The sequence below is a fragment of the Pseudomonas sp. MN1F genome, assembly GCF_009391885.1.
Classification (GTDB): Bacteria; Pseudomonadota; Gammaproteobacteria; order Pseudomonadales; family Pseudomonadaceae; genus Aquipseudomonas.
Genome location: NZ_VZII01000008.1, coordinates 250,696 through 275,602 on the forward strand (window position 1 = coordinate 250,696; position 24,907 = coordinate 275,602).

Genomic DNA, 24,907 nt, shown 5'->3' on the forward strand with positions numbered 1-24,907 from the left:
TCAGGGGTTCAGGCCACTGACCTCAATGAGCGACGTTTCTCCTGTGGCGCGGTCAGTGACCTTGATGCTCAGGGCACCGGAGTCATCAATGACATCGATCAGGAACGCGTCGGTGGCCATGCTGCCGGTCTTGCCGTTGCTGATGTTGTCCAGCAACTGCGACAGCATCCGTGACTCCAGCTGGTTGCTGAAGCGCTCCAGCGCCGAAGTGCCCCCAAAGGCAGAGGTGCGGTTCTTCAAGTCCGGGTCGTCAAAGTCGTTCTGCGCCTGGGCGTTGTTCAGCAGCCAGGTGCCGTTGAGCGGGTTGCCGCCAAACGCCGGGTTGACCGGGGTGTACACCAGCTCGGTGGCGGAGGCGGCGCAGGCACTGAGCAGCAGGCCAGCCGCAAGGCAACGGGGTATGCACGTGTTCATAGCTCATCCCTATCCAGATCAGTGGTGTCCTGCAGCAGCCGTTGCAGCTTGCGCTGAATGACTTCCTGCTTGACCAGGTCGGCGGCCGCGACGGCCTCTTCTTTTAATTGCGTGACGTTTGGCGGCAGAAAGCGCCGGTACAGCACATCACGGTCGAACTCCACGGTCACCAGGCTGCCCCAGCGGGCATCCGGGCGTTCGCGCACCACCAGGTTGAAGTCCAGGCGGCTGGTGGCGCGCAGGCGGTCGGCGAAGTAGTAGTAAAAGTCGTGGCCGATGTGCGAGATGGTGTTGTCGACGATAAAACCCTTCATCTCGTCCTCGGCGTCGGCCATGGCCGCACCCGGCACCCCGGCTGCCAGCAGCAGGCACAGGCACAGGGCGTGCAGGCGTTTCATGGCGTGTCTCCCGGGCCGGCATGGGTACGGGCGCCGCCGGCACTTTCGTTGAAGGCCTGCTCGGCGACGAACTGCCAGTCGCTGTAGTGCTCCAGGCCTTCGAAACCGGAGAACTGTGTGCCGAAGCCACTGCGCTTGAACGGGGTGGCATCGGAGCGGCTGTGCACACCGGTGATACGGCCATCGATGGCGCGCAGCAGGCCCCAGTCGTCACTGTTGGTGATCGGGTCCGGGTACAGGCGGCGGATATGCCGCTTGGCCTCCGGGAAGCGGTTGTCTTCGAGCAGGTCGACCAGCTCCTTGGGGTACTGGGCCAGGCCCGGCGAGGCGCGATAGTAGCTGCGCAGGGCCTGGGCATACTGGCCACCGACCCACAGCAGCTCGCGCTCGTGCTCACGCTGCGCAACGCTTGACCACACCGTGCCGGTAGCAGCCAGTGCGACGCTGCTGATCGCGATCAACAGCAGCACGCCCAGGTAGGTGAAGCCGGCGCTGGCCTTACCACTCCGCAAACAGGCTGCCATCACGCGCCCTCCCTGTGGCACCGCTTTTGATATCGGCCACACCGCCGGCCACGCCTTCCGGCGGTGGCACCAGCTGCCAGGCGTCGCTGCGCTCGGTGATCGGGTCGACCGGGGTATTGCGCAGGTAGCGCTGCTCCACCAGCTGCTCCAGCGAATCCGGGTAATGCCCGGTGTCACCGTAGTAATGGTCCAGGGCTTCGCGCAGCACCGCCAGGCTCTGGCGCAGGGTGGCCTCGCGGGAGCTGTCCAGGCTGTTGAAGTAGCGCGGCATGGCGATGGTCATCAGCGTGGCGATGATCGCCATCACCACCAGCAGTTCGATCAGGGTGAAGCCTTTGCTGCGTTTCATGGCTGTCACCATTGCCCGTAAGGGATGTTGTTGAGGCCTTTGCCGTGGGCCTTGGAATACACATCGAACACATCTTCGCCTTCACGCGGGTTGTCCGGGCTGCTGGCGTAGGCGCGCAGGCCCCACCCGCCATCGTCCTCGTTCTTGGCCGCCACCAGCGGGTCGTGGGGGATGCGCCGCAGGAAGTAGAACTTGGCACCCTTGGCACTGCGCACATCGCGCACGCCATCGACCAGCACCTGCAGGTTCGGCGGGTAGCCGCTGGCATCCAGGCGCTTCTCGATGAAGCCGGCGTCGAAGGCGCGCTTGTAGGCGTCGATGGCATCGCGGATCTGGTACAGCGCCTCGCGCAGTTGCTGCTCCTTGCCACGGCGCACCACTGTTTCGGTCAGGGGGGCAGCCATGGTCGCGAGCATCCCGAGCAGGGCCAGGGTCAGCACTACCTCAATCAGGCTGAACCCCTGCTGGCGGCGTTTCATGGCCGTGGGCTCACGGTGACGGGGGCGGGGGCGGTGGCCACCTGGCTCTGGACCACCGGCGCGCTGTCCCGGCTGTCGCTCGGCACGTCGCCCGGCACGTCACGCACTGGCAGCGGCGCCGCCTGGCGCACCTGCATGCTCGACTCGGTGCCGGTACCGAACTCCATGTCCGACGGGCTCTGGTACGGCAGGTTGCGCACGATCCGCGGGGTGATCGCCAGCACCAGCTCGGACTTGCTCATGTCGTCCTTGTTGCTGCCAAACAACCGCCCCAGGCCAGGGATGTCGCCAAGGCCTGGGATCTTGTTGCCGCTGGCGTTGTGGTCGTTGCGCACCAGGCCGGCCAGCACCTGGGTTTCGCCATCGTGCAGGCGCAGGCTGGTCTGTGCGTTGCGGGTGTCGACCTGGACCGGGATGGTGCCTTGGCGGGTGGCCTCCAGCGGAGTGGCGTTACTCACTTCCAGGGCAATCTTGATTGCCACTTCGTTGTTCAGGTGCACGGTGGGCTGCACTTCAAGTTTAAGACCCACGTCCAGGTAGGTAACGCTTTCGGTGATCACCGGGCCCTGGGTGGACGGCACCGAGGTGGCACTGATGATCGGTACCCGCTGGCCGATGTGGATCCGCGCCTGCTCACGGTTGCTGACGCGGATCACCGGGCTGGCCAGGGTGTTGATGTCCTTGTCCTGGGCATTGATCTTGGCCTGCGGTGCCGGCGAGATGCTGATGCGGCTGGAGTTGATGCCGCGCAGCTGGTCGAGCACGCTGACCGGGTTGCCGTCGTCGGTCAGCACGCCGAAGGTGTTGGGCCATTGCAGGCCAAGGTCGAGGATGCGTGAGGTGGCGACTTCCATCACCTCCACTTCCAGCACCACTTCGGGGTTGGACTGGTCCTGCGACTGCAGCAGCTTCTCGGCCATGCGCACGGCATCGGGGGTGTCGCGCATGGTCAGGGTGTTGAGGCGTTCGTCGACGAACACGTCACGGGTCTTGAGCATGGTCTTGACCATGTTCAGCGCGGTGTTGGCGTCGATGCTGGTCAGGTAGAAGGTGCGCATGACCAGTTCCTGGTAGTCCTTGGTCTTCTGCGGCGAGTCCGGGTAGATCAGCAAGGTGTTGTCGTTGACGATCTTCTGGCGCAGCTGGTTCTGCTCCAGCAGCAGCGCCACGGCATCCTCGATGCGCACGTCGCGCACGAAGATGGTGGCCTTCATGTCCGGGCGCAGGTCCTTGTCGAAGATGAAGTTGATGCCGGCGACCTGCGACAAAACCTCGAAGATGGTCTTCAGGCCCGCGTCGCGGAACTCCAGGGTCACCGGGCGCTCCAGCTTGCTGCGCAGCTGCGGGTACGGCGTTGCGGTGCGCGCCTGGACGTTCTCGATGTCGGTGCGCAGGGCAATGCCCTTCTGGTTCTGTGGGTCCAGGCGCAGCACTTCGCGCATGTAGCGTTCGGCGCCGAACAGGTCGCCCTGGCGCAGCGCGGCCTGGCCCAGTGCCACGCGCTCGTCGAGGGTGCGGATCAGCTCCAGATGGCGAATGCCTTCCTGGGCGCGGCGGTTGTTCGGCTCGATGGTCAGCACCCGGCTGTAGCCCATGCGCGCGCTGGTGAAGTCGTGACGGATGCGGTCGGCATCGGCCTGGCTGATCAGCGCTTCCACTGCGGCCTGGCGCCCGTGGGCCAGGGCGATGTTCAGCTCGGTGTCGCGCGGGTTTTCGCTCAGGGCTTCTTCCAGGCGGGCGATGCCGGCCTCGTATTGGCCTTCCTTCATCAGCTCGGCGCTGTCCTTGCGCACCCCGCTGGAGCCGCAGCCGGCAATGGCCACGCACAGCGCCAGGAGCATGAACGGAGCAGGCTTGCACAGTTTCGACGACTTCATGGTGCGCTCCCTACAGACAAGGTCTGTGACTGATGCAAAGGCAGGTAAACCAGGTCCAGCTCATTGGCCGAGACTCTGTCGAGGCGATAGGTACTGTCGATCACGTCGCCCTTGCGCACGACGTACAGCTTTTCTCCGCTCTGCAAGAAGATCTGCAGGTCGTCGCGGTCGCCCATGCGGCCGACGAACTGGAACGGCAGCGCTGGGGCGGTCGGGGCCACGGCGACGACGGGCGCGGCGGCTACGGGTTGTTCGGTGACGGTGGCCAGGGCTTGTGGCCTGGCCCATTGCTGGGCGGGGAACAGATCCCTGGAGGCCTGTGCCGGCCCTTTCGCCGGCAAGCCGGCTGCCACAGGGTCGGTGCTTGCCTGGGCATTGGTGTTGGCTGCCTTGCCGGCGATCGGCGCCGCCTCTTCGTCCTGGTTGAACCAATGGCCCGGCGCCCATGCCAGTGCTGCCGACACGCCGAGGAACCCCACCCACATCACTGCGCGTTGTGTGTTCATCACGACCTCGACAGGTAGAGGGTCAGGCGTACCCGGCCGTTGAGTTCGGTGTCGCCGATGGTCTTGCGTTGCAATTCGAGGTCTTCCAGCACCAGGGTTGGCAGCTGGCCGATCAGGCCGCGCAGGAAGGCGCGGATCTGCGGGTAGCTGCCGCGCACCGGCAGGATGATCTGGTAGCGCGACAGCTGGGTCTTGGGATCGACACCCAGGGCGTACTCGCCACGCGCCAGGCTGATGTGCTCGGCACTGGCCAGGTGATACAGGCGCTCGATCAGTTCGCTCGCTTCAGGCTGCCCGGGCAGTTGCTGGCGCAGGCTGTCCAGCGCCTGCTGCTCGGGTTTGACGGCGATCTTCAGCTCGCCGCGCTTGACCCGTTCGACCTGCACGCTGGCATCGGCTTGGCTGGCGCGCAGTTCGCGCACGGCTTGCCATTCGGGCACTACACCGGCCAGCGCAATACCGACGGCAAGTGCTGCGGCGGCGCCGGCGCCCAGGCCGACCGGGCCGATGCGGCGCAGTTGCTCGTGGAGGATAAGGCTAGGGACGCGCATGGCCGGTCTCCCAGGTGGCGGTGAGGTTGAAGCGCACCGGGTGCTCGGGCTGCCCGGCCACCACTTCGTGGTTGAGCAGCGAGACATCGCTGAGCTCGGCGCTTTGCTCCAGGCGCTGGTGGTACTGCAGCATGGCTTCCAGGTTGCGGGCCTCGGCGGTGATGCGCACCTGGCCCTTGCGGGCATCCGGGGTCAGGGTCAGCAGCGCGACGTCTTCCTGCGGCTGCGCTTCGAGCATGGCGAACAGCTGTTGCCAGGGCCGTTGCAGTTGCTGCGAGACGCTACGCATCTGGGCCAGGCGTTCGGCCTGCTCGCGGCTGGCGGCGCTGTTCTGCGGGGCGACCGGGGCCGGGCGGCGGCCCAGTTGCAGTTCCAGGCGGTGCACCTGGGCTTCCAGGTCTGCCTGCTCGACCTGCAGCTGCTGTTGCAGCAGCACCAGCCCGGCGACTGCGACTGCGCCCAGGGCCAGCAGCGACCAGGCCAACGGGCCGCTGCGACGGGGCTGAAATTCCAGGTCGAGGCGGCGCATGTCAGGCCACCGCCCGCCACATGGCGCACAGCGGGTCGCTGTCGCCGGCGGGCTGGCACAGCTGCACCGCCGCCAGTTGCGGCACGTCGCCGCGCCCGGGGGCATGCAGGTAGACCCGTGGCAAATGCTCGCCGTACAGCTCGCAGGTACGCTCGATCAACGCTTGCAGGGCCTGGTCGCTATCGGCGCAGCCCTGGGCCAGCACCTGTTGCCAGGCACCGCCGGCAGCCAGCAGCAGCACACTGCGGCGCGGTTCGGCGAGCACGAACAGGAAGTCGCCCTGCTCCAGTTGCGCCGAGCAGCGGTTGTAGGCCGCCATCAGGTAAGGCTGCACCGAGCGCAGGCTCAGGCGGCTTTCCCGGCCCAGGTTCTGCAGGCCTTGCAGCAGGGCTTCGGGCAGCGCGGTGGCGATGCGTGCGGCACCGGCTGGCTCGGGCGAGAGGACGATGCGCCAGTCGTCCAGCGACTGGCCGTAGAGGTTCTCGAAGCAGGCCCGGGCGTAGGCATCCAGCTCGCCTGGCTGGCCGATGGCATCACTCCACGGCACCAGGCAGAAGCGGCTGTAGCGGGCCGACAGCAGCACGCGCAGCTGCGCGCCTTTGACGGCGTGTTCGGCCAGCAGTGCACTCAAGGCTTGCAAGGCGGCTTCCCAGGCCGGTTGCGCGGCATCGCAGGTGAACTCGCGGCTGCCCAGCCACTGCGTTTGATTGCCGTGCGCGCGACCCAGGCCGACACCTTCGGCGCCCAGTACGGCGCTGTATCTATAAGAGCCATGCTCAAATGAATGTGACACGGTTGATCTCCTCAAGAGTGGTGCGGCCATCACGGACCAGGTCCAGGGCCGAGGCACGCAGCAGGCGCAGGCCGCGTTGGCAGGCCAGCTGCTTGATCTGCGACAGGGGGCGGCGTTCGACGATCATCTGCCGCAGGTCGTCGTCCAGGTGCAGCAGTTCGGCAATCGCGCTGCGGCCGCGGTAGCCACTGCCACGGCACTGGCCGCAGCCTTGGGCGCGGACGAACTTCCAAGCGGTGACCGCTGCGCGGGTCAGGCCCGAGGCGGTCAGGGTGTCGTCATCGACCTCGCACGGCGTGCAGCAGTGCGGGCAGGCCAGGCGGATCAGGCGCTGGGCCAGCACGGCGTTAAGGGCAGAGACGAAGCTGTAGGGGTCGACCTGCATCTGGCTGAAGCGGCCGATCACATCGAAAACGTTGTTGGCATGGATGGTGGTGAACACCAGGTGGCCGGTCAGCGCCGACTGCACGGCGATCTGTGCGGTGTCGGGGTCGCGGATCTCGCCGACCAGGATCTTGTCCGGGTCGTGGCGCAGGATCGAACGCAGGCCGCGGGCGAAGGTCAGGCCCTTCTTCTCGTTGACCGGAATCTGCAGCACGCCGGGCAGTTGGTACTCGACCGGGTCTTCGATGGTGATGATCTTGTCCACGCCATGGTTGATCTCGCTGATCATGGCGTACAGGGTGGTGGTCTTGCCGCTGCCGGTGGGGCCGGTGACCAGGATCATGCCGTAGGGCTCGGCCGCCAGCCGGCGCAGGGCGCGCAAGGTTTCATCGGCAAAGCCCAGGGCTTGCAGCTGAACGCCGCTGACGCGGTCGGACAGGTCCTGCTTGTCGAGCACCCGCAGCACCGCATCCTCGCCAAAGATGCTCGGCATGATCGACACACGGAAGTCGATCTGCCGCTCGCCAATGGCGACCTTGAAGCGGCCATCCTGAGGTACGCGCTTTTCGCCGATGTCCAGTTCGGCCATGACCTTGATGCGCGAGATCACCTGGTCGGCGAAGGCGCTGCCGCTGGCCTTGCCGGCGCCATTGAGCACGCCGTCGATGCGGTACTTGATGACCAGGCCTTGGCCGGTCATCCCCAGGTGGATATCGCTGGCGTGCTGCTTGAGGGCGTCGTACAGGGTCGAGTTGACCAGCTTCACCACCTTGCTCTGGTCTTCGCTGATGCTGGTCAGCGACAGGCGTTGCAGCGGGTCGATCTCACCGCTGGCTTCGCCGTCATGGTCGAGGGCGTCGACGGCGTGGAAGCTTTCTTCGTGGCGGGCCAGGAAGGTGGCCAGGTCGGCAGCGTGAGCCAGGTACAGCGGCGCACCCGGCAGATTGTCGTCGATCCAGGCCAGCCGGGCGTGGTCGAAGGGGTCGGCGAATACGCCGATCAGCTCGCCGTCCTGTTCGATCAGCACGAACTCGCGCTTCAGGCACTGGGCCAGGCTGACCTTGTCGAAGCGTGGGCTGCTGGCCAGCAGGGCCTGGGTTTCCAGCACCGGATAATGCAGGGTCAGGCCAAGGCGATGGATGAAGCGGTCGGGGGTTTCGTTGGCCAGGCGCTCCAGGCAGTTGAGCAGGCGCTCGTCGCCAGCTTGCAGACGGGCCTGGGCCAGGAGTTCGCGGGGGTAGGCACTGTGCTTGCCTGCACGTGTATCGAGTACGTCTGACATGGCCTGCGACTCCGCTCAGGGGCGCGTCGCAGGCTGGCTTGGCCAGGGCAGCGGGCGCCGCTATTCCCCGGTGAGCAGTTGTTCGTCGTCAGGTCCTGGGGGCTTGGCGCCATTACGGCGGCGATCAGCCAACACCCAGCTGCCATCGTACAACTGCAAGGGGAACGATTCGTTCCTGTTCTGGCGTCGTTCGACAAACCCTTCGGCTGGATCGTCAGTGGCCCTGCGCCGGCGCTCGATGCCCATCAGGTCGAAGATCGCGCGGGCCAGTTCCGCCAACGGGAACGGCTTGAACAGGACATGACTCACGCCAAGTTCGGCGGCTCGCTCACGGACTTCGACAGTCGGGTGGGCGGTGATCAGCACGAAATGGCACTGCCTGTTCTTGCGCACGGCCTCCAGGACCTGAAAACCCTCCATGTCGGGCAAGCGGTAATCCAGCACAATCACTTTCGGTGCCAGGCTCTGCGCCTGCTCGATACCACTGGCACCGTCGTGGGCGACGTGAACTTCCAGGCCTTGCGCCTGCAGGTACGCTTGCAGGTTCTGCGCAAGGGTCTGTTCGTCATCGACTACCAATACTCTGTTCACCAAGGTCGACTCCCAAATACTGCCCGGTTGCCCGGTTTGCGAAGTGCGGCCTCGATAAGGCTTGAGCAGGCTTCGTGCCAGGCGTGAATAGTCATCTCGCACCACTGTAAGTCATTGATTTTGCTAGGCCGCGCCAGGCCCGGCAATACAGGCACAGGCCCGGTTCCCCACATCCGGGGAAGGTGATGGCACTTTGCCAAACCGGTATTCCCCAGCATTGGGGAAACCCATTCGAGGGCCTCAGTCGGCGATTTCCACTGTAGCGGATTCGCGCAAACGTTGGCGCACGGATTGGCGCGCCTGCGCCTGCAATTGGCCGATGAGCGCAGCCTTGGCCAGCGCCAGGCCCGGTTCGGGTATGACCGACGTACTATCACTTTGGTTCTGCGCTCCTTGCAGGATTTGCCGGTTGGCCTGGTAGAACGCCGCGACTTCGGCCTGGCTGGGCTCGTCTACCGCGCTGAGCTGGGCGTACACCTGCTGCGCGGCCATTTCGTGGCGCACGTAGTCAGCGTACTCCGCCCGATCGAATCCTGCATCTGCAAGGCGCCTTTCGAACAGTGCCGGGCTGCCGAAGGCTGCTTCGATTTCACCTACCTGCATTGCTATCTGCTCATCACTGATGTGAATGCCCTGGCGCTGGGATTCCTGCCAGAGCAATTCCTTGTCGATCAGCTCGTCCAGTGCTTGCACGCGCAGGCGCTTGTACAGCGTCGGGTTGCGGATGCTGGCCACTGCCCTGCCCTGGGCTTCCAGGTACTCGGTGAAATAGCGCTCCAGGCGCATCAGGTCGATATCCACGCCGTTGACCCGCGCAGCGGGCACGTCGGCCCAGCTCGCCTTGGCGATCACCAGCAGCAGGCACAGCAACAGGATACGCATGGCCACCTCCGCTCAAGGGCTGTCCGGCACTGGCCGGTACGGGGCAACAGCGGTAAAGCGAGGCCCGGGCAGCGCCACCGCGACGACATGGGCACCGGCCATGCCCTGGCGGCGGCCGGGGCCGAAGCCCAGCGCCGGGGTCAGGCCGGTGTCGACATCGTGCAGGCCCTCCAGGGCGGCCACCAGCTGTTCGCGGCTGGCATCGCGGCCAATCTGCTTCAGGGCCTCGGACAACAGCCGCAGGGCGCACAGGGTGCTGACCTGCAACGACGCCTGGCGCGGGTCGAGGCCCTGGCGCTGTTGCAGGCCGGCCAGGGTCGCCATGCCCTGCTCGGTCCAGTCGCCCGGCACGAACGGATAGGCCAGGAACACCCGTTGCGACCATTGTGCTGGCAAGCCGGCCAGCGCTGCCGCCACCTGGCTGGAGGCGGCGAACAGGTAGGGCTCACGACCTTCGGCCTGGAGCGCCTGGGCCAACTCGGCAAAAGCCTGGGCACGGCCGATGAAGACGATGCCCTGGCCTTCGACGGCCTGGCCGTCAAAGGCCTGGATCGGTGCTGGCGTCCAGCCTTGCTGACGCAACCGTTCGCGCACCTGCTCGGCCAATACAGCCTGATCGTTGCCGGCGTACACCACGCGCAAGCCGTCGGGTGCCAGGCCCAGGGCGCCCTTGGCATGGGCGGCCAGGCTCAGCAATTGGCTAGCAATACCCGGCAAGGGGTCGAAAATCTGTGAACTGCCCCCGCTGCGCGGCGTGCTGCCGATCAACGGCACACCCCGTTGTTCGAGCAGTGTCGGCAGTTGCTGATCGAGCATGGGCGCCAGCGGCGTAATCAAGCTGAACACCTGCTCCTGATCCAGCAGGCGCTGCAAGGCGCGCTCGGCGCTGGCCTGATCGGTGCCAGTATCGGCCACCACCAGTTGCAGGCGTCGGCCATGAATGCCGCCCTGCTGGTTGATCTGCGCCACGCCATCCTCCAGCACGGCACGCACGACATGCCCGGCGCCTGCCAGCGGGCCATTGGTTGGGAGCAAGGTGCCCAGGCGCAGCACGCCGTCCTCCACGCCGGGGTCGCGTTCTTCACCCAGGCGTTTGAGGTAGGCCGTGAGGTTGCGCTGGTCAGCCAGGGTCAGTTCGAAGCGCGGCATGGCCGGGTCCAGCCGCTGGCCCGCCGGATCGACGCCGTGCTGGATGGCGCGGGCCAGCGTGCCGTCGCTGTAGGCCGGGTAGCGGCGACCGTTGCTTTGCCGCTCGCCCTGCCCCAGCGCCAGGCGCTGCCAATCGAGGCTGGGTGGGCGTAGCCCGCCTTCGGCGCGCCCGCGCCCATCAAGGCCGTGGCAGCTGGCGCAGGGCAGCACGCTGGCGGGCACGCTCATGTCGCTGGCGCCGACGCGCGCCAGCAACTGTGCATCGCTGCTCGACACCCCGTCCCGGTACAGGCGCTTGCCGGCCTGTTCATTCGGCGTGAGGTCGAGCGCCAGCGCCGGGCCACAAAGGGCCACGCTGAGCAGCATTGCCCAGGGCTTCATCGCTCAGCGCCCAGCCAGCGGTTGCGCCAGCAGCTGCATGCGCTGGGCGATGGCGGCGGGTGGTGCATCCGGGCGGATCTTGCTCCAGCGCTTGCCGGCCACGTCACCGGCGATCAGCTGGGTCGAGTGCTGCTCGGGGCTGGGCAGGAACTGGCCGATACGCCCCAGCACTCGATCGACATCGGCCTTGTCACCGGTGAGGAACAGCCAGTTGGCGCTGTCCACGCCTTGCTTCTCGGCGAAGGCCTTGAGCGCTGCCGGGGTGTCGTTGAGCGGGTCGCTGCTGATCGACACGAAGGTCACCTGGCTGGCCAGCTCCGGCCCCATGGCATCGCGCACGTCACGCAGCTTGCGGGTGATCAGCGGGCAGGCATCGGTGCAGTGGGTGAAGATCACGTTGAGCATCACCACCTTGTCCTTGAGCACATCGCTGTAGAAGCGCAGTTCGCGGCCGTTCTGGTCCTTGAGCACGGTGTCGGTGAACCAGGTCTGCGCATCGCGGGTACCGCCGCCGCTGGCCATGGCCGGCGGTGCCGGTTGTGGGCTGGGCGCCTGCGGCCCATGGCCCTCGTGGGCGAACGCCACCGAGCTGAGGATCCACAGTACGGCCACCAGGGCCAGCCAGTCGGTGCTGCGCATCGTGGTGTGGCGGGCTGCGCTGCTCATGGCTGCACCTCACTGTGTTCGGCAATGGCGGTGCTCTTGGCGTGCACCCGGCGGGCACTCAGGCGGTTGATTTCCTCCACCAGCATGGCCGGGTCGGTGAAGCCGTAGTAGCGGGTCCAGTGGCCCGTGCGGCCATCCCCCACCAGGATCAGCGGCGGATGCTGGCTGAGGTCGGCACTGAAGCTGCCCAGGCCCTTGAGGGTTTCGGTAATGGCATACTGCGAGCCGGTCAACCAGCTCCAGCCCGGGCCATGCTGGAACGCCTTGGCGTAATGCTGCAGGCGCTTGGCGTCGTCACGCTGCGGGTCGACACTGATCGACACCAGCTGGATCTCCTCGCCCACGCGCCCTCCCAACTGTTGCTGGACCTTGCCCATGATCGACGACACCACCGGGCACACCGTGGTGCAGCTGGTGTAGATGAAGCCCATGACCACCAGGCGCTCGCCTACCAGGTCCTGCTCCAGGCGCACCGGCATGCCATCCTGGTTGAGCAGCGGAACATCGACAAAGCGCACGCTGGCCTTCTCCTGGTGCGCTGCCGGCGGCTGCCCGGCGTGGCCGTCGTGGTCATGGCCGGCATGGGCCAGGGCCAGGTTGCTGGCCAATGCCAGGCTCAGGGCAAGCAGCTGGAAAGAATGCTTGGCGTTCATCGCACATGCCTCACTTCGGTCTGGGAAGCGGTAGCCGCCGCGGCGGGCAGCACGCGCAGGCTGGTGTAGTTTTCTTCGGCGAACTTGCGCCCGAGCGAGGGTGACTGCACATGCAGGTACCAGGCTCCGGCTTCGGGCAGGGTCAGCGCCGCCTGGTACACGCCCTCACCCACCTCTTCGAGCGGCAGGTTGCGCGGCAGCGACGAAGGCGCCAGGAAGTAGCGCAGGGTCAGGTCGCCCAGGCCCACCCGTGGCCGGCCGTCGTCGCCGACGATGCGCACCTTGGCGGTGAACACCGTTTGCTGCGGCATGGGCTGGTCAAGGCCGATGAACTCGGCATGCGCCCCCCGGCGCTTGCTCGCATCCGGTGCGGCAGCCACCTCGGTGCTGAAGCAGTGGATGATCTGTGGCTGGTTGAGCAGGAAGGCCACATCGAACGTGCCCGCCGCCGGCATCTTCACTGTCGAGCCATACACCCCCGGTGCCAGCTCGCGCAGGCTGCGGTCGATGACCAGGGTCGCGCGAGCCTGGTGGCCACGGTTGTTGTAGCCGGACATCGGGGCGTTCATGCCCTCGGCATAGAAGTAGGTGGTGTTGTCCACCGGGTTGACCACGAATACCGAGTTGTCGTCACGCGACACCGACAACCCCTGGGCCAGTGGCAGGTCACCGGCCTGGCGTGGCGCAGCGGGGCCGGCGTCGAAGCCCTGCACGATCGGCTGGCGCCCTTCGCCCAGGCTGCTCAGGTTGATCATGCTGACCTTGGGCGAGGCCAGGCCACGGATGTAGGCATAGCCTTTGGTGAAGGTCAGCTGGTACGGTTCGGCCGCCACCGGAACACGGTGGATCAGCTTGTCGGTACTGGCATCGATCACCAGGGCCTGGTTGTCCAGGGTGTTGAGCACGATGCCGTAGCGGCCATCGCCGCTGAAGCGCATCGGCCCGAGGCCCTGCTCGGCCTTGACGATGTGGCGCAGCAGATGGCTGCGGGCATCGATCACCCGCACCGTGCCCTCTTCACCGTCAGCCACGTAAACCGCCTGGGACAGCGCCGAGTAGGCCACCGACAGCGGGTGCGGGCCGACCTCCAGGGTTTTTACCAGGCGCATCTGAACGATGTCGATGACGCTCAGGGTGCCGCCATCGCGGTTGCTGACAAAGGCGTAGCGCGAGTCGGCGCTGAAGGCGATTTCGTGGTGCCCGGAGCCGGTGGCGAAGGACTTCAGGGTGCTGCGTGAGGGGACGTCGATCACCGTCACCCCGCCTTTGGCCGGGTCGCTGCTGTTGTTGCCGACCCACAGCCGCTGCTGGTCTGGCTGCATGGCCACGCGCACCGGCGACTCGCCGGCGTCCAGGGTGGCCACGCGGGTGAAGGTCTCGGTATCGATCACCGCCACCTGGCCACGCTCCGGGATCGACACGAATACCTGCTTGTCGTCGCTGCTGGCCGTCCAGTCCATGGGCCGGCCCGGCAGGTCGATGCGCGCCAGGGTGCTGGTAATGCCACCCACCGACACGGTCGGGTCGATCACGGTCAGGCTGGCGTCCTTGTTCAGCACCAGCAGGAAGTAACTGTTCAGGTCCAGCAACGGCCGTGCACCAATGCTGCTTTTGAGGAACAGCGCAACGCGGGCCTTGCAGCTCTGGTCACGGTTGCCGCCTTCGAGCGGTGCCGCCTGCGCCGGGTCGATCCAGGCGCCCGGCGCCATGCCCGACAGCGGCTGGCCGCTGGCCTGGTCGGTGACCTTGAAGCGGATGTTGGCAAAGGCCCCTTCGCGCAGATCGCCGCCGGCCAATGGCCGCGCCTCGAACTCCACCGTCACGCCATCGCGGCTGAGCCGGTGCAGGCCCTGCAGGTCGGCAGGCTCCTGCAGCAGTTCGCGCGGGTCGCACCAGAGTTTTTCATAAGCCATCCCCAGGCCGATCAGCGCCGCCCCCAGCACTACCCCCAGTACTGCGGGCCGAGTCTTGTTGTTCTTGTACATGCTCGCGCTCCCCTTCCCTTACTGGCCCGCGGCGGTTGCCGGCGGCAAGTCGTTGGTCACCCGCAGGATGCCCCACAGTCCCGAGAGGTTGCCGTAGGCGGCATAGTCGCGGAACAGGTAGTCGCCTGGCACTGCGTTGGCGCCACCGGCACTGGGCAGCATGAAGCTGAAGTGCGCGGCTGGCAGCACGCTCTCCTGGGCGCCGATGTACATGGCCATCGGATTGGCGCCAAAGCGCACCGAGCCGATACCGGGCATGCTCATCGGGTAGCCGTCGAGGTCGTTCTTCTCGGCCTGGTAGCTGTGCAGCGGCCAGAGGTGCCCGTCCAGCTGGTAGACCATGCCGCGGCTGCCGCCGCTGGGCATGACAATGTGGTTGCGCACCGGTTGGCCCGGCTTGGCGTACAGCACCGGGGTCAGCGGGTCGCCACCGACCAGGGCGTTGGCGTAGGCCATGTGAGCGTTGGGCACATCGGCGAAGCCCAGGCCGTTGGCGTGGCCGAACGGCGAGTTCGGGGCCATGCCGAAGCGCAGCCACAGCGGTTCGGTGCGGTAGTTGACGGCCATGTTGCTGTTATCCTGCGGGTCGCCCGCCGCGCCGTTGCCTTCGACGTTGATGCCTTCCACCGGGCGGCCATCGGCCCAGCGCATGTTCAGCGCGCGCTGCCAGACGGTGACGAAGTCGCGGTAGTCTGGCTGGCCAGTGACCTTCACCGTGGCCTGGGCACGGGTAGCCGTGTCTTCGCTCCAGGTGGCGGTCTGCGGCAAGACACTCATGGCACCGACCAGGCCCTTCTGCGGTTGCTTGATGAAGTCCGACGGGGTCAGGTTGAGGCCGCCGAACTCGATCGCCGTGGTGTTGATGTTGTCCACCGTGCGGCCCAGTTGCAGCACCGGCTTGCCTTCACGCTCCAGGTGGCCGGCGTAGTACTGGTACACCTTGCTCGGGTAGGCGCCACTGTTGCCGACCCGGGGCGGTACGGTCTGCACCGGGTTGAGGCCGACGTTGGCACCATCGGACTTGGTGATGTCGTATGCCAGCAGCTGGGCGTGCAGGCCGACGTGGCTGGACGGGCGCATCAGGTTGTTGGCAAAGGCGGTGGAACCTTCGCTGTCGAACCGGTCACGCTTGACCACGTTGTGCATCACCGCCGTGCTGGGCAGGTCCGGCATCACCTCGGGCAGGCGGTTCTCCAGGGTGATGCTGATGCAGTCGCCAGCGTTGGCGCGCAGGATCAGCGGTTCCACAGGCACGCCGGCTTTCAGCTTGCCGGTGGTGGCATCGAGGTCGGCCTTGCGCACGTACATGATCGCGGTCGGGTCATGCAGCGGCGCACTGTGGCCACCGATGCTGAACGGCACGCCGTCCTCCGGATCGACACCGCTCACCAGCGGAATGCTGGTCTTGCGGTTGTTGAACACCAGGGTGCCGCCAGTGGCCTTGAGCGGGCCGCCGACATGCTGGCCGATACCGGCGATGTCGTTGATGGCGACGCCGTTGCGGTTATCCAGAATGTCGTTGGCCAGCGCGGCGACGATCTCGTAGCTGCGCTTGACCGTGGCGCGGGTACCGATGCCGTTGGGGTTGGCCGTGGTTTTCGGGCAGATGCCGTCGAAGTTCACGGTATTGCGCATGGCCACCGGCTGCGGGTTGTTCGGCAGCGGGAACAGGTCGGCGCGCTGGGCGGTGTAGTTGCGCATGATGCCCCAGATACCGTTCCAGTAGCCTTCCAGCGCCGCGTCCAGCGAGTACAGGTAGTCACCGTTGGTGGCGGCGGAACTGGAGATCATCGACACCGGCGCCATGAAGCCGAGCTGCTCGGAGATGCCGATCATCTGCGACGACTTCCAGCCCGAGTTGGAGCTGTTGCCGAAGCCCGAGCCGTTCTGCAGCCATTTCACGCCGTGCAGGGTGACGTTGTGCTCCTCTTCATGGCCACCGGCGTGCATGCGCAGGCGCACGTTGTCGCCGCTGTAGGTGCGCAGCATCGGCGTGAACGGGTCGCCCGGCTCGCTGCCGGCCTTGTTGATGTGCGGTGGGAAAAGCGTGGTGCCTCCGGTTGGGCCGACCGCCGAAGTGATCGCCGAAGGTGCCATGTTCATCGCCGGGATGGCGCGGTCGGTGCGGGTCTGCAGCGCGTAGCTGAGGTCACCGCCGAGGCCGTCGGCCTGCATGCCGCGCTTGCCGTCCGGGCCGACCTTGTTCGGGTCGAACACACGCAAGGCCAGCGGTTCGTTACGGTAGTTGACGACGAACATGCCAGGGTCATCCACCGAGATCGCCTGCGGGCATGGCCGGCTCGGGCAACCCGGGTTGAGGCCGCCACGCTCCTCGACGATGGCTTCAAGCAGGCTCGAGGCCTTGCCGCGCACTGGCGGGTTGATGGCGTAGCGGAAGCTGTCGGCAGTGGCCGGGAACGACTGGGCATTGGGGATGCCATCGGGGCCGGCACCCACATACACGCCCGCTTCATAGGCATGCTGGAAGTCGCTGTACTCGAGGAAGAACTCACGGTAGCTGTCGTTCTTGCCATCGCCGTCGTTGTCGCCGGTCTGGATCACCGCCTGCCACGAGGTCGGGCCGCCGTCCTGGCGGGTGGCCGGGTTGTACAGCTTCTCGCCGGATTCGGCGTGGTACCAGGTGGAACCGGCCGGTTCGGCCAGTACCGTGGCATAGAGCCCGAGTTGCTGGTGGGTCGATGGGCCGAGGTGGTCGTGGGTGAAGATGGTGCCCAGGCCACGGTCGACGTTGAACACGTTGACCAGCGGGTCGGCGAACCAGCGCTGCATGGCGGTGCGTGCGCCCAGCCAGTCGGCCCGGCCGAAGCGGCCGAAATACGGGTGCTGCTTGGCTTTCGGGCAGGCCGCGGTGCCGTCGCGGCTGTCGCCCTCGGCGCAGTTGTTGAAGGCACGGATGGCATGCACACGCTCGACCACACTGCCGGGCGAGAGAATGCCGTCTTCGTAGTTCCAGCCGTTGGCCGAGCCGTCGGCGGCGGTCAGGTCCCACTTGGGCAGGTGGATGTGCTGGCCGATCACGTCGGTCGGGGTGCGCACCTGGTAGTCGTCCATTTCATAGAACGACGGGATCAGGTTGGTGTGCTGGTACATGGTGCAGTCGAAGGTGTTCATGCGCATCACCAGCGGCTCTGGCGGGCGCTGCTTGGTGATCACCGGCCAGGCGTCTTCCCACAAGGCGATGATCCGCGCCTGCGGGAAGTGGTAGCCAACCTTGTTGTACACCGCGTCGAACTGGATGTTGGCGCCCTTGTAGATACGCGGGCGGTCGGCGGTGAAGCTGGACGCGCCACGGAAGTTGATACCGCCCAGGCTCTCGCCGCTGAAGAATTCGCCAACGCCCGAAGACTGCGTCAGGCGTTTGCCACGGTCATCCATGCACGGTTCGTAGTACGGTGCGCCTGCGGTCGGCAGCGCGCCATTGGTGCGGAAGGCCTTGGGCACCGGTTGGCTGCCAGGGATCAGCGCGTAGCTGGGGTGCTCGGCTGCGGCATGGAACTGCATGGCGGCCTGCTCGACGTCGGTACCCTCTTCCGGCAGGTAGATCGGCTTGGCCCGGTGTACCACCTTGGAGAAGTCCAGCTTGGTGGTGGTGGTGACGGCCTCACCGCCAGCGGACACACCGTCCAGCGCATGGCGCCCGAGGCCACCGTCCCAGCCATCGACCTGATTGGCGTCGAGGTTGGCCCACAGGGCTTTGCCGCTGTCCTTGAGCTGGCGGGCCAGGGCCGGGTCGAGCATGTCCAGTGGCGGGGTGGGCGGGCGGTTGCCGACGCTGCTTTCCATGCCGCCGATCCAGAACGGGTAGCCTGGGTTCTTCAGCGTGCCGTCGGCATTGCGGTTGGCCTCGCTGCGGTCGACCAGGGCCAGCGAGCCGATCGCCTTGGCAGCGCCAGGCTGCTGGGCGTGGTCGTCATCACCTTCACTCTCAGGGTGGTCATCGTCGTTGGCGGCCACCTGTTCGGTCGCCAGCTTAGGCACCACCACGACCTTGCCGGGCATCGGCGCCATGGCCTTGCCGGGCAGCGGCACAATGGCCGGGATGGGCGTGCCGGCAACGATCTCGCCGTCCGGCAGGGCCCGGGCCCCGGTCGCTGGCTTGCCGCTGCGCAGTGCGAACGGCGCGCTGTGGAAGCCGTCTTCGCCCTGCCCGCTGACTTCCAGCCGGGTACCTTCCTCGAATACGTCATGCACCCGCCACATGGCCCACATGCCTTGGGCGAAGTGCGGGTAGAAGTGGCAGTGATAGATGGCATCGCCAGCCACACGGTTGCGGTTGCCCGAACCGCCGTTGGCGATCTCGTAGGTGTAGCCGATGCCGGCACCGATACCCTGGGCATCGATGTAGTCGGAGTTGTCGTCGTTGGGGTTGAACAGCCACTGATGCCCGTGCAGGTGGAAGATGTGCTGCTCGTGGCCGTTGTGGGTGTTGCGGAACTTGGTGAAATCACCGATGTAGCTGTGGTGCACGTTGGCCGGTTCCGCCGGGTACAGGGCCATGCTGGCCTTGACCCCGGTGGCACTGGCCGGCGGCACTTCGCCCGGGCGGATATGTTCGAGGCCGACGTTGGCCGGCACATCGACCAGGGTGCCGATATCGCCCACGGTGTGCGCACTGAGGAAGAACTCCTCGTAGGCGCACGACAGGCAATCATGCATCGGCCCCACGCCGAGGCGGTTGGCAACCACCTCGGCGCCCATGCCACCGGAGCCATAGTTGATCATGAACGCGTCGCGTGCCGGTTCCAGCACATGGCCCATCACCGGGTCCGCCCAGTAACCGGGGAAGGCCTGGGTACCGGCTACTTCGTCGGCAAACTGCGAAGCGAAGTCGCGGAACGCCTCGAGCCGGTTGGGCAGCGCCGGGTTGCGCTTGCCGATGCTTTCCAGTGGGTAGGTGGACTTGGGGAAACTGCCATCCGGGTTGGGGCCCATGACGATGGCGTCGGTTTCGCTGTTGAGGATCTGGTTGCCGTCGATCATCGCGATGATCGGCTTGCCGGCCCTGCCCTCGGTCACCCACGGCTCGCGCTGCGGGTAGCGCGCCTCGTAGTCGATCACCGGCTGGCCGGTTGCGGTACGGCCGGTGGTGGCCAGGCGCATTTCTTCTTCAGTCAGGGTGTTGCGGTAGGTTCGCCCACCTTTGGGGACAACCACCACCTGGCCGAACAGGCCGTTGGCAACGTTACCGGCGGTACCCTCGCCGCCGAAGGTGGCGGCCTTGCTGGTGGCGGCGAATGCCCCTTCACGCTCGGCAAACAAGGTGTAGCTGCGGGTGCTGCCGGGGCTGACCAGGAAGTTGCCGTTGCGGCCAGTGTTGGCGGAGATGTCGGCGATGCTGTTGACCGCCTGCATGCCGTTGACCTGGAAGCCGACCATGCGCTCGGCGACCTGCTCGTCGGCGACGAAGCCTTCGGCACCAGGCGCTTTCGGGAGTTCGACACCCTCGACGTCATCATCGGCCTCGATGCCGTGCTTGTTGGGGTTGGCCTTGTAGTCGAGCAGGTTGGTGAGGTTGACCGTGAGGCAATCACCGGCGGCCACGCGCAGCACGATCGGCCGTGGGCGCTTGTCGGGGCGCAGGGTGACCTTGCCCGGCACTGCGGCGCCGCCCTTGCTCAGCGGGACCTGATGGTCATCCACCACATCCTCGCGCAGGGCGAAGATCATGCCGTTGGCGTTCTGCGCGCCAAGGCGGTTGAACATCAGTGGCTGGTCCAGGGCCACCACGTTGGCCACCAAGGTGCGCTGGCACTGCACAGCAGCCTCGCTGGTCGCTTCCCAGCCAAACAAGGCCAGGACGAGTGATGTCAGGACGGGGCCTTTGTACGGGGTCGACATGCTGCACCTCCGGAACACAGGAAACACTGCGATGAGGTCAGCAAGGTGTGTGCCATAAGGAAATGGCTTTTAATTTCAGTCAGTTAGGAAAGGAAGCGGAACAGATTGGGGAGCAGCCCCCACGGAAATTCCCCAATTCGGGGGATGATATGCATTGTCGTTTCGGGGGCATGGCAGCGGGACTGTGCGAGGCAGGCTTACAGCCGGTTACTTTCATTGCAGGGTTCTAAGTTTACGCGTCGACAATTCCTACAGCCTTTTAGGAAGAGCGACGGTCCTTCGAGAATTGATTCCCCGTTAGTGTTCAGGCTCAGCGCAAACACAACCGACCGATGAGCCACTCGTTGGCCCGCGCCACCGTACGCAGGCCGGCAATCGAGGAACCCGATGTCCAGACACCCCAACGCTAGCGATGAACACTCGGCAACGGCAAATGCGACTTTTCGCCTGAGCGAGCGGAATGCTCACAGCATGCTCGAACCCACTGCATGGGCTGCCAGCCTCTGCCGCGACAACCGCCAGGAGCCCCCGTCAGAACCTGCAAGTTACGCCGCAGACCCGGACTTCCAGCTGCGCGGTGGCTTCGCCAATTTGATGCTCGATGCCGCCGCGCCGCTGTTCGGTCTGGTCATGCGCCTGCGGACTCTGGATGAACTTGCGCACATCAAGGATGTGCATTCGAAAGTGCGCAACCAGATCGAGAACATTCGCGAAGAGATGCGTCAGAACAACTATGAGCCGGCACAACTGCAGGCCTATTCCTATGCCCTGTGCCTGTTCATCGACGAAGCCGTGATGGAGCGCCCGTGGGGCAAGAACAGCTGCTGGAGCCAGGAATCGCTGCTGAGCATCTTCCATGACGAGACCTGGGGCGGTGAAAAGATCTTCACCGTGCTCTCGCGGCTTATGCAGGAGCCCAAACGTTATCAGGACGTCCTGGAGTTCATGTATTTCGCGTTGTGCCTTGGCCTGAAGGGCAAGTATGCCATTGCCCCGAAAGGCGAAGAAACACTGAACGCCCTGATCCACCAACTTCACGGGACTATCCGCGAACTGCGCGGCCCGGTCCCTGCAGAAGTGTGCGATCCCTACAGCAACGTGGCGCCACGCAACTTGCGCATCAGACGGCAGTGGCCGTGGTGGAGCCCGCTGGTGATTTCTGCCGTTGCCATGGCCATTGCCTATGGGATCTACAGCTATCGACTTCACCTGGTCACCACCGAGGTACTGGAGTCGTTGGAGCGCATTTTACAGCAATAGCCGCACGCCAAGCCTTTCAGGGAGATCTACATGTCCAGTCAAACCGACCTGCGCTTCAGCTTCCAGCCGCTACTTACGCAAACTGAATTCGAGGTCGTGTCGTTCAAGCTCGACGAGGCGATCAGCACGCCGTTCCAACTGCATCTGGAACTGATCAGCTTCGAGAATGAAGCCGACTTTGCCCAGTTGCTCGACAAGACCGCACTTTTCACCATTTGGCGGGGTGAACGCCCGCTGCGCTACGTGCATGGCCTGATCAGCAGCTTCAGCCAGGGTGAAACCGGCTTCTGCCGGACCCGTTACCACGCCCTGATCGAACCACGACTGGCACGCGCCAATCTGCGCTCGAACTGGCGCATCTTCCAGCAGAAAACCGCACCGCAGATCATCGAGCTGATGCTCAAGCAGCAAGGCATCCTGCATTTCGAACTGGGTTGCAGCGCCGACCATCAGGTGCGTGAGTTCTGCGTGCAGGCCGGTGAGACCGACCTCGACTTCATCGCCAGGCTGGCGGCTGAGGAAGGCTTCGTCTACCGCTTCGAACACAGCGCCAAACAGCACACGCTGATCATCAACGATCGCGTGCAGGCCTTGGGGCTGATCAGTGATGGCGTCATCGGCCTGGAGGATGACGATGAAGGCTTTTTCGAGGCCCCGGAGCAGACGGGCCCCTATCAAGTGCTGTACCGCGCCAACAGCGGCTGCGTGCAGGCGGTCCCCTGCCTGCGTCGCTTGCGCTACAACGAACAGGTACGTACCACCAGGCAAGTGCAACGCGACTACACCTTTACCAACCCGGCGTATAGCCAGCAGCACGAGGCAGAGGCCAGCGGCGTAGTGCACAAAGCGCTGGACTACGAGCGCTTCGACTACCCCGGGCGCTACAAGCGCGATGCGGCTGGCAAGCCTTTTACCCAGACCCGCCTCACCGCCTGGCGCCACGATGCCTGCGTCGCTGAAGTGGAAGGCGATGATGTGCGCCTGCAACCGGGACTGAGCTTCACCCTCACGGGCCACCCGCGCGAAGACCTGAACGTGCATTGGCGGGTGATCACTGTCGTCCATGAAGGTAGCCAGTTCACCAGCCTGGAGGAAGAAGCCGCCGGTGCCGAACGCGGCACGCACTACCAGCAGCGCGCAACACTGGTGCCCGGCAGAACCGAGTGGCGCCCTGCCCCGTTGGCCAAGCCCCGTATCGACGGCCCGCACATGGCTACCGTGGTCGGGCCGCCCGGCGAGGAGATTTATTGCGACCAGTGGGGCCGGGTCAAGGTCAGCTTCCCTTGGGACCGCGAAAGCCAGCACGACGAGTTCAGCTCCTGCTGGGTACGGGTATCCCAAGGCTGGGCCGGCGCAAGTTGGGGCTCGATGGCCATACCGCGGGTCGGCCAGGAGGTGATCATCCACTACGTCAATGCCGACCCCGATCAACCGATGATTACCGGCCGTACCTACTGCGGCAATCAGCTGCCGCCGTACGGCCTGCCGGAACACAAGACGCGCATGACCATCAAGAGCCAGACCCACAAGGGTGATGGCTACAACGAACTGCGCTTCGAGGATGAACTGGGCAAGCAGGAAGTGTTCATCCATGCCGAGCGGGACCAGAACAATGTGGTCAAGCACGATGAGACGACCAACGTCGGGCGCAACCGTGTCGAAGAAGTGGGCAATGACCAACAGCTGACTGTCGGTAACGATCTGCAACAACAAACGGGCCGTGATCGGGCTGAGCGGGTCGGGCGCACCTGCCAGGTTGAAATAGGTCAGGACCTTATCGAGCAAGTCGGAAACGACCATCGCGAGACCACTGGGGCCAATCACCATGTCAGCGTCGGTGGCCAGAGCGAATTGCACGTCAAAGGGCGACGGCAGATCAGCATCGGTGGGGGGGTGAACCAGCAAACCACCGTCTATCAACTGCAGGCCAGTGAGCGCATCGAATTCAGAAGCCCGGGCGGCAGCATCGTGCTGGATCAGCAAGGCATCACCTTGAACGGCCTGACACTCACATTGCTCGGCCCGACCCAAGCAGCCATCGCAGGATCAGGAAATACGTTGGACCTGGATCTGCTCGCCAATGACAGCGACCGCTGCGAGGAAACCGACCGATGAGCAGTGACGCCTTGATCAAGCTGATAAACCAACATCACCGCCCCGGGCAGTACAGCTACGTGCTGCTTGACCCGCTGGCAGCCTCAGCAGGCAGCGAACATTCATTACTTGCCAGCCTGCAGCTGGTATTGGGCGACAAAGCGATGACACGCGTGGTTCGGCCCGACCTGCCTCGTTCGCCTGGATTGCATCCGGTGCTCGTTTGCCTTGGCTCACCCGCAAGCTCGCCTGACATCTCGCTGCTGGAGCTGACAGCACAGGCGGCCGAACGCGACAGGCATCGGCGCAAGCACCCTGTCTGCGGCTGGCTGCTCAGCGAAGCGCCGCCCACTGCCGTCGCAACTCACCTGACGGCCCTGTGCCGTTTGCCCGATGCATCCGGGGCGACCACGTTTCACCCTGTTTACGAACCGCTGCGCCTGGAGTTGCTGGCCGCGTTGTTCGAGCGTACGGATCAGGGGCCGTGGTGGCCGATCGAGCGCTGGGTGTTCTTGAGCAGTGGCGGCGGCCTGGCGAACCTGAAAGGTCAGCCACACGTCCGGTGCGGTTTGCCTGCGGGCGCTGTGCGTGTTCAGCAGAACACCGCCCTGATAGAGGCCGTGTTAGCGGCATTGAGGAGATTGCCTGCGTTTCCCGGTGCCCGCGAGATCCCACCGTTCGCGGCCCTGCGAGCATCCAACCATCTCGACGACGCGCGCGAACTTGGCCTGATGGTTGAGCAGGACATCCTGGTAATGGCCCTTCACCTGCTACGGCTGCACGCACGACTGCACACCCAGAAAGCCGTGAGCGACATGATCGACATGGCCATCCGACAACAACGGCCCCTCGCCGAGATGTTCGCGCAGGTTTCCGATTCGAGCTGGCGCCATCTGGTTGCAGCCATTCCCCAGCCAGAGGCCTACTCATGAGCATCACTCAAGACATAATCAATGCAGTCGCCGAAGTCGACTTCCTCCTTACCCCGTGCAAAGCCTGCCAGCGCCAGGGCCTGCCCATCCTTCCCCTGCGCCGCGCCGTGGTACCTGATACCCGTCCCGGTAGTGACCCCGTCACGCAAACCCGGATGGGTCTGCGCACCTTGCGCAGTGGTTATCTCTATGTGCTGCTCGACCAACGCATTTGGCACGCCTACGAAGTCACCGCGCAGGGCCACCTGCGCCGCTTTCTGCCCTACGAGCCAAACCCGGGGCCGCCTCCGTCGCTGCCCGAGCACTGCGTGCATGAAAACCACGACATCCCGTCGTCCTTCCTCAACATTGATACCGATACCTACGGCT

At 65.3% G+C, this 24,907-nt stretch carries 22 protein-coding genes; 4 read left to right on the top strand and 18 right to left on the bottom strand.

What is annotated here, in order from left to right; genetic code table 11:
- The 18 genes from F6X59_RS05750 to mnxG all read right to left on the bottom strand — a co-directional run bounded on the left by F6X59_RS05750 (position 1) and on the right by mnxG (position 20,252).
- Positions 1–414: a curli assembly protein CsgF gene (locus tag F6X59_RS05750; RefSeq protein ID WP_152955247.1), complete on the bottom strand. Its 414-nt coding sequence runs from the start codon at positions 412–414 to the stop codon at positions 1–3.
- The gene (gene csgE, locus F6X59_RS05755; protein ID WP_152955249.1) at positions 411–812 is read right to left on the bottom strand and encodes a curli production assembly/transport protein CsgE; all 402 of its coding nucleotides are present in this window, start codon (positions 810–812) and stop codon (positions 411–413) included. The genes F6X59_RS05750 and csgE overlap by 4 nt, the downstream gene beginning before the upstream one ends.
- A complete protein-coding gene (locus tag F6X59_RS05760; protein WP_152955252.1) occupies positions 809–1,336 on the bottom strand; it encodes a type II secretion system protein in 528 nt (175 codons plus the stop codon). Before F6X59_RS05760 ends, csgE begins: the two co-directional genes overlap by 4 nt.
- Positions 1,311–1,685, bottom strand: a complete 375-nt coding sequence (locus F6X59_RS05765; RefSeq protein ID WP_054885274.1) for a type II secretion system protein — start codon at positions 1,683–1,685, stop codon at positions 1,311–1,313. The genes F6X59_RS05760 and F6X59_RS05765 overlap by 26 nt, the downstream gene beginning before the upstream one ends.
- A gap of 5 nt (positions 1,686–1,690) precedes the next feature.
- Positions 1,691–2,164 (bottom strand): type II secretion system protein, encoded by a 474-nt coding sequence (locus F6X59_RS05770; protein ID WP_152955254.1) that lies wholly within the window; start codon positions 2,162–2,164, stop codon positions 1,691–1,693.
- A complete protein-coding gene (locus tag F6X59_RS05775; RefSeq protein ID WP_152955255.1) occupies positions 2,161–4,041 on the bottom strand; it encodes a secretin N-terminal domain-containing protein in 1,881 nt (626 codons plus the stop codon). Before F6X59_RS05775 ends, F6X59_RS05770 begins: the two co-directional genes overlap by 4 nt.
- On the bottom strand, positions 4,038–4,547 hold the full coding sequence (locus F6X59_RS05780) for a hypothetical protein (RefSeq protein WP_152955257.1): 510 nt from the start codon (positions 4,545–4,547) through the stop codon (positions 4,038–4,040). Before F6X59_RS05780 ends, F6X59_RS05775 begins: the two co-directional genes overlap by 4 nt.
- Positions 4,547–5,098: a type 4a pilus biogenesis protein PilO gene (gene pilO / locus F6X59_RS05785; protein ID WP_152955259.1), complete on the bottom strand. Its 552-nt coding sequence runs from the start codon at positions 5,096–5,098 to the stop codon at positions 4,547–4,549. The genes F6X59_RS05780 and pilO overlap by 1 nt, the downstream gene beginning before the upstream one ends.
- Entirely contained in the window at positions 5,085–5,627 is a 543-nt protein-coding gene (locus F6X59_RS05790; RefSeq protein WP_152955261.1) for a PilN domain-containing protein, read from the bottom strand. Before F6X59_RS05790 ends, pilO begins: the two co-directional genes overlap by 14 nt.
- A gap of 1 nt (position 5,628) precedes the next feature.
- On the bottom strand, positions 5,629–6,450 hold the full coding sequence (locus F6X59_RS05795; RefSeq protein WP_152955263.1) for a hypothetical protein: 822 nt from the start codon (positions 6,448–6,450) through the stop codon (positions 5,629–5,631).
- Positions 6,404–8,086 (bottom strand): GspE/PulE family protein, encoded by a 1,683-nt coding sequence (locus tag F6X59_RS05800; RefSeq protein ID WP_152955266.1) that lies wholly within the window; start codon positions 8,084–8,086, stop codon positions 6,404–6,406. The genes F6X59_RS05795 and F6X59_RS05800 overlap by 47 nt, the downstream gene beginning before the upstream one ends.
- 60 nt (positions 8,087–8,146) lie before the next feature.
- Complete coding sequence (locus tag F6X59_RS05805) at positions 8,147–8,680, bottom strand: response regulator (RefSeq protein ID WP_152955268.1); 534 nt, start codon at positions 8,678–8,680, stop codon at positions 8,147–8,149.
- Positions 8,681–8,917: 237 nt separating this feature from the next.
- The gene (locus F6X59_RS05810; RefSeq protein ID WP_152955270.1) at positions 8,918–9,559 is read right to left on the bottom strand and encodes a SurA N-terminal domain-containing protein; all 642 of its coding nucleotides are present in this window, start codon (positions 9,557–9,559) and stop codon (positions 8,918–8,920) included.
- 12 nt (positions 9,560–9,571) lie between these two features.
- A complete protein-coding gene (locus F6X59_RS05815) occupies positions 9,572–11,089 on the bottom strand; it encodes an ABC transporter substrate-binding protein (RefSeq protein WP_256669085.1) in 1,518 nt (505 codons plus the stop codon).
- 3 nt (positions 11,090–11,092) lie between these two features.
- A complete protein-coding gene (locus F6X59_RS05820; protein ID WP_372240314.1) occupies positions 11,093–11,728 on the bottom strand; it encodes an SCO family protein in 636 nt (211 codons plus the stop codon).
- A gap of 23 nt (positions 11,729–11,751) precedes the next feature.
- Positions 11,752–12,408, bottom strand: coding sequence for an SCO family protein (locus F6X59_RS05825; protein WP_152955275.1), 657 nt, complete (start codon positions 12,406–12,408; stop codon positions 11,752–11,754).
- Positions 12,405–14,393 carry a cytochrome D1 domain-containing protein gene (locus F6X59_RS05830; protein WP_152955277.1) on the bottom strand — a complete coding sequence of 663 codons (1,989 nt, stop codon included), beginning with the start codon at positions 14,391–14,393 and terminating at the stop codon, positions 12,405–12,407. The genes F6X59_RS05825 and F6X59_RS05830 overlap by 4 nt, the downstream gene beginning before the upstream one ends.
- Before the next feature lie 18 nt (positions 14,394–14,411).
- On the bottom strand, positions 14,412–20,252 hold the full coding sequence (mnxG, locus tag F6X59_RS05835; protein WP_152955278.1) for a manganese-oxidizing multicopper oxidase MnxG: 5,841 nt from the start codon (positions 20,250–20,252) through the stop codon (positions 14,412–14,414).
- 471 nt (positions 20,253–20,723) lie between these two features.
- On the opposite strand from mnxG, the gene icmH reads away from it, so the two are divergent.
- The 4 genes from icmH to F6X59_RS05855 form a co-directional block, all read left to right on the top strand.
- On the top strand, positions 20,724–21,512 hold the full coding sequence (icmH, locus tag F6X59_RS05840) for a type IVB secretion system protein IcmH/DotU (protein ID WP_372240311.1): 789 nt from the start codon (positions 20,724–20,726) through the stop codon (positions 21,510–21,512).
- A 30-nt stretch (positions 21,513–21,542) separates the two neighbouring features.
- Positions 21,543–23,627 (top strand): type VI secretion system Vgr family protein, encoded by a 2,085-nt coding sequence (locus F6X59_RS05845; protein ID WP_152955283.1) that lies wholly within the window; start codon positions 21,543–21,545, stop codon positions 23,625–23,627.
- Positions 23,624–24,538, top strand: coding sequence for a hypothetical protein (locus F6X59_RS05850; protein WP_152955285.1), 915 nt, complete (start codon positions 23,624–23,626; stop codon positions 24,536–24,538). Before F6X59_RS05845 ends, F6X59_RS05850 begins: the two co-directional genes overlap by 4 nt.
- A partial coding sequence (locus F6X59_RS05855) for a toxin VasX (protein WP_372240312.1) occupies positions 24,535–24,907 on the top strand: 373 nt, incomplete at its 3' end. The genes F6X59_RS05850 and F6X59_RS05855, both read left to right, overlap by 4 nt.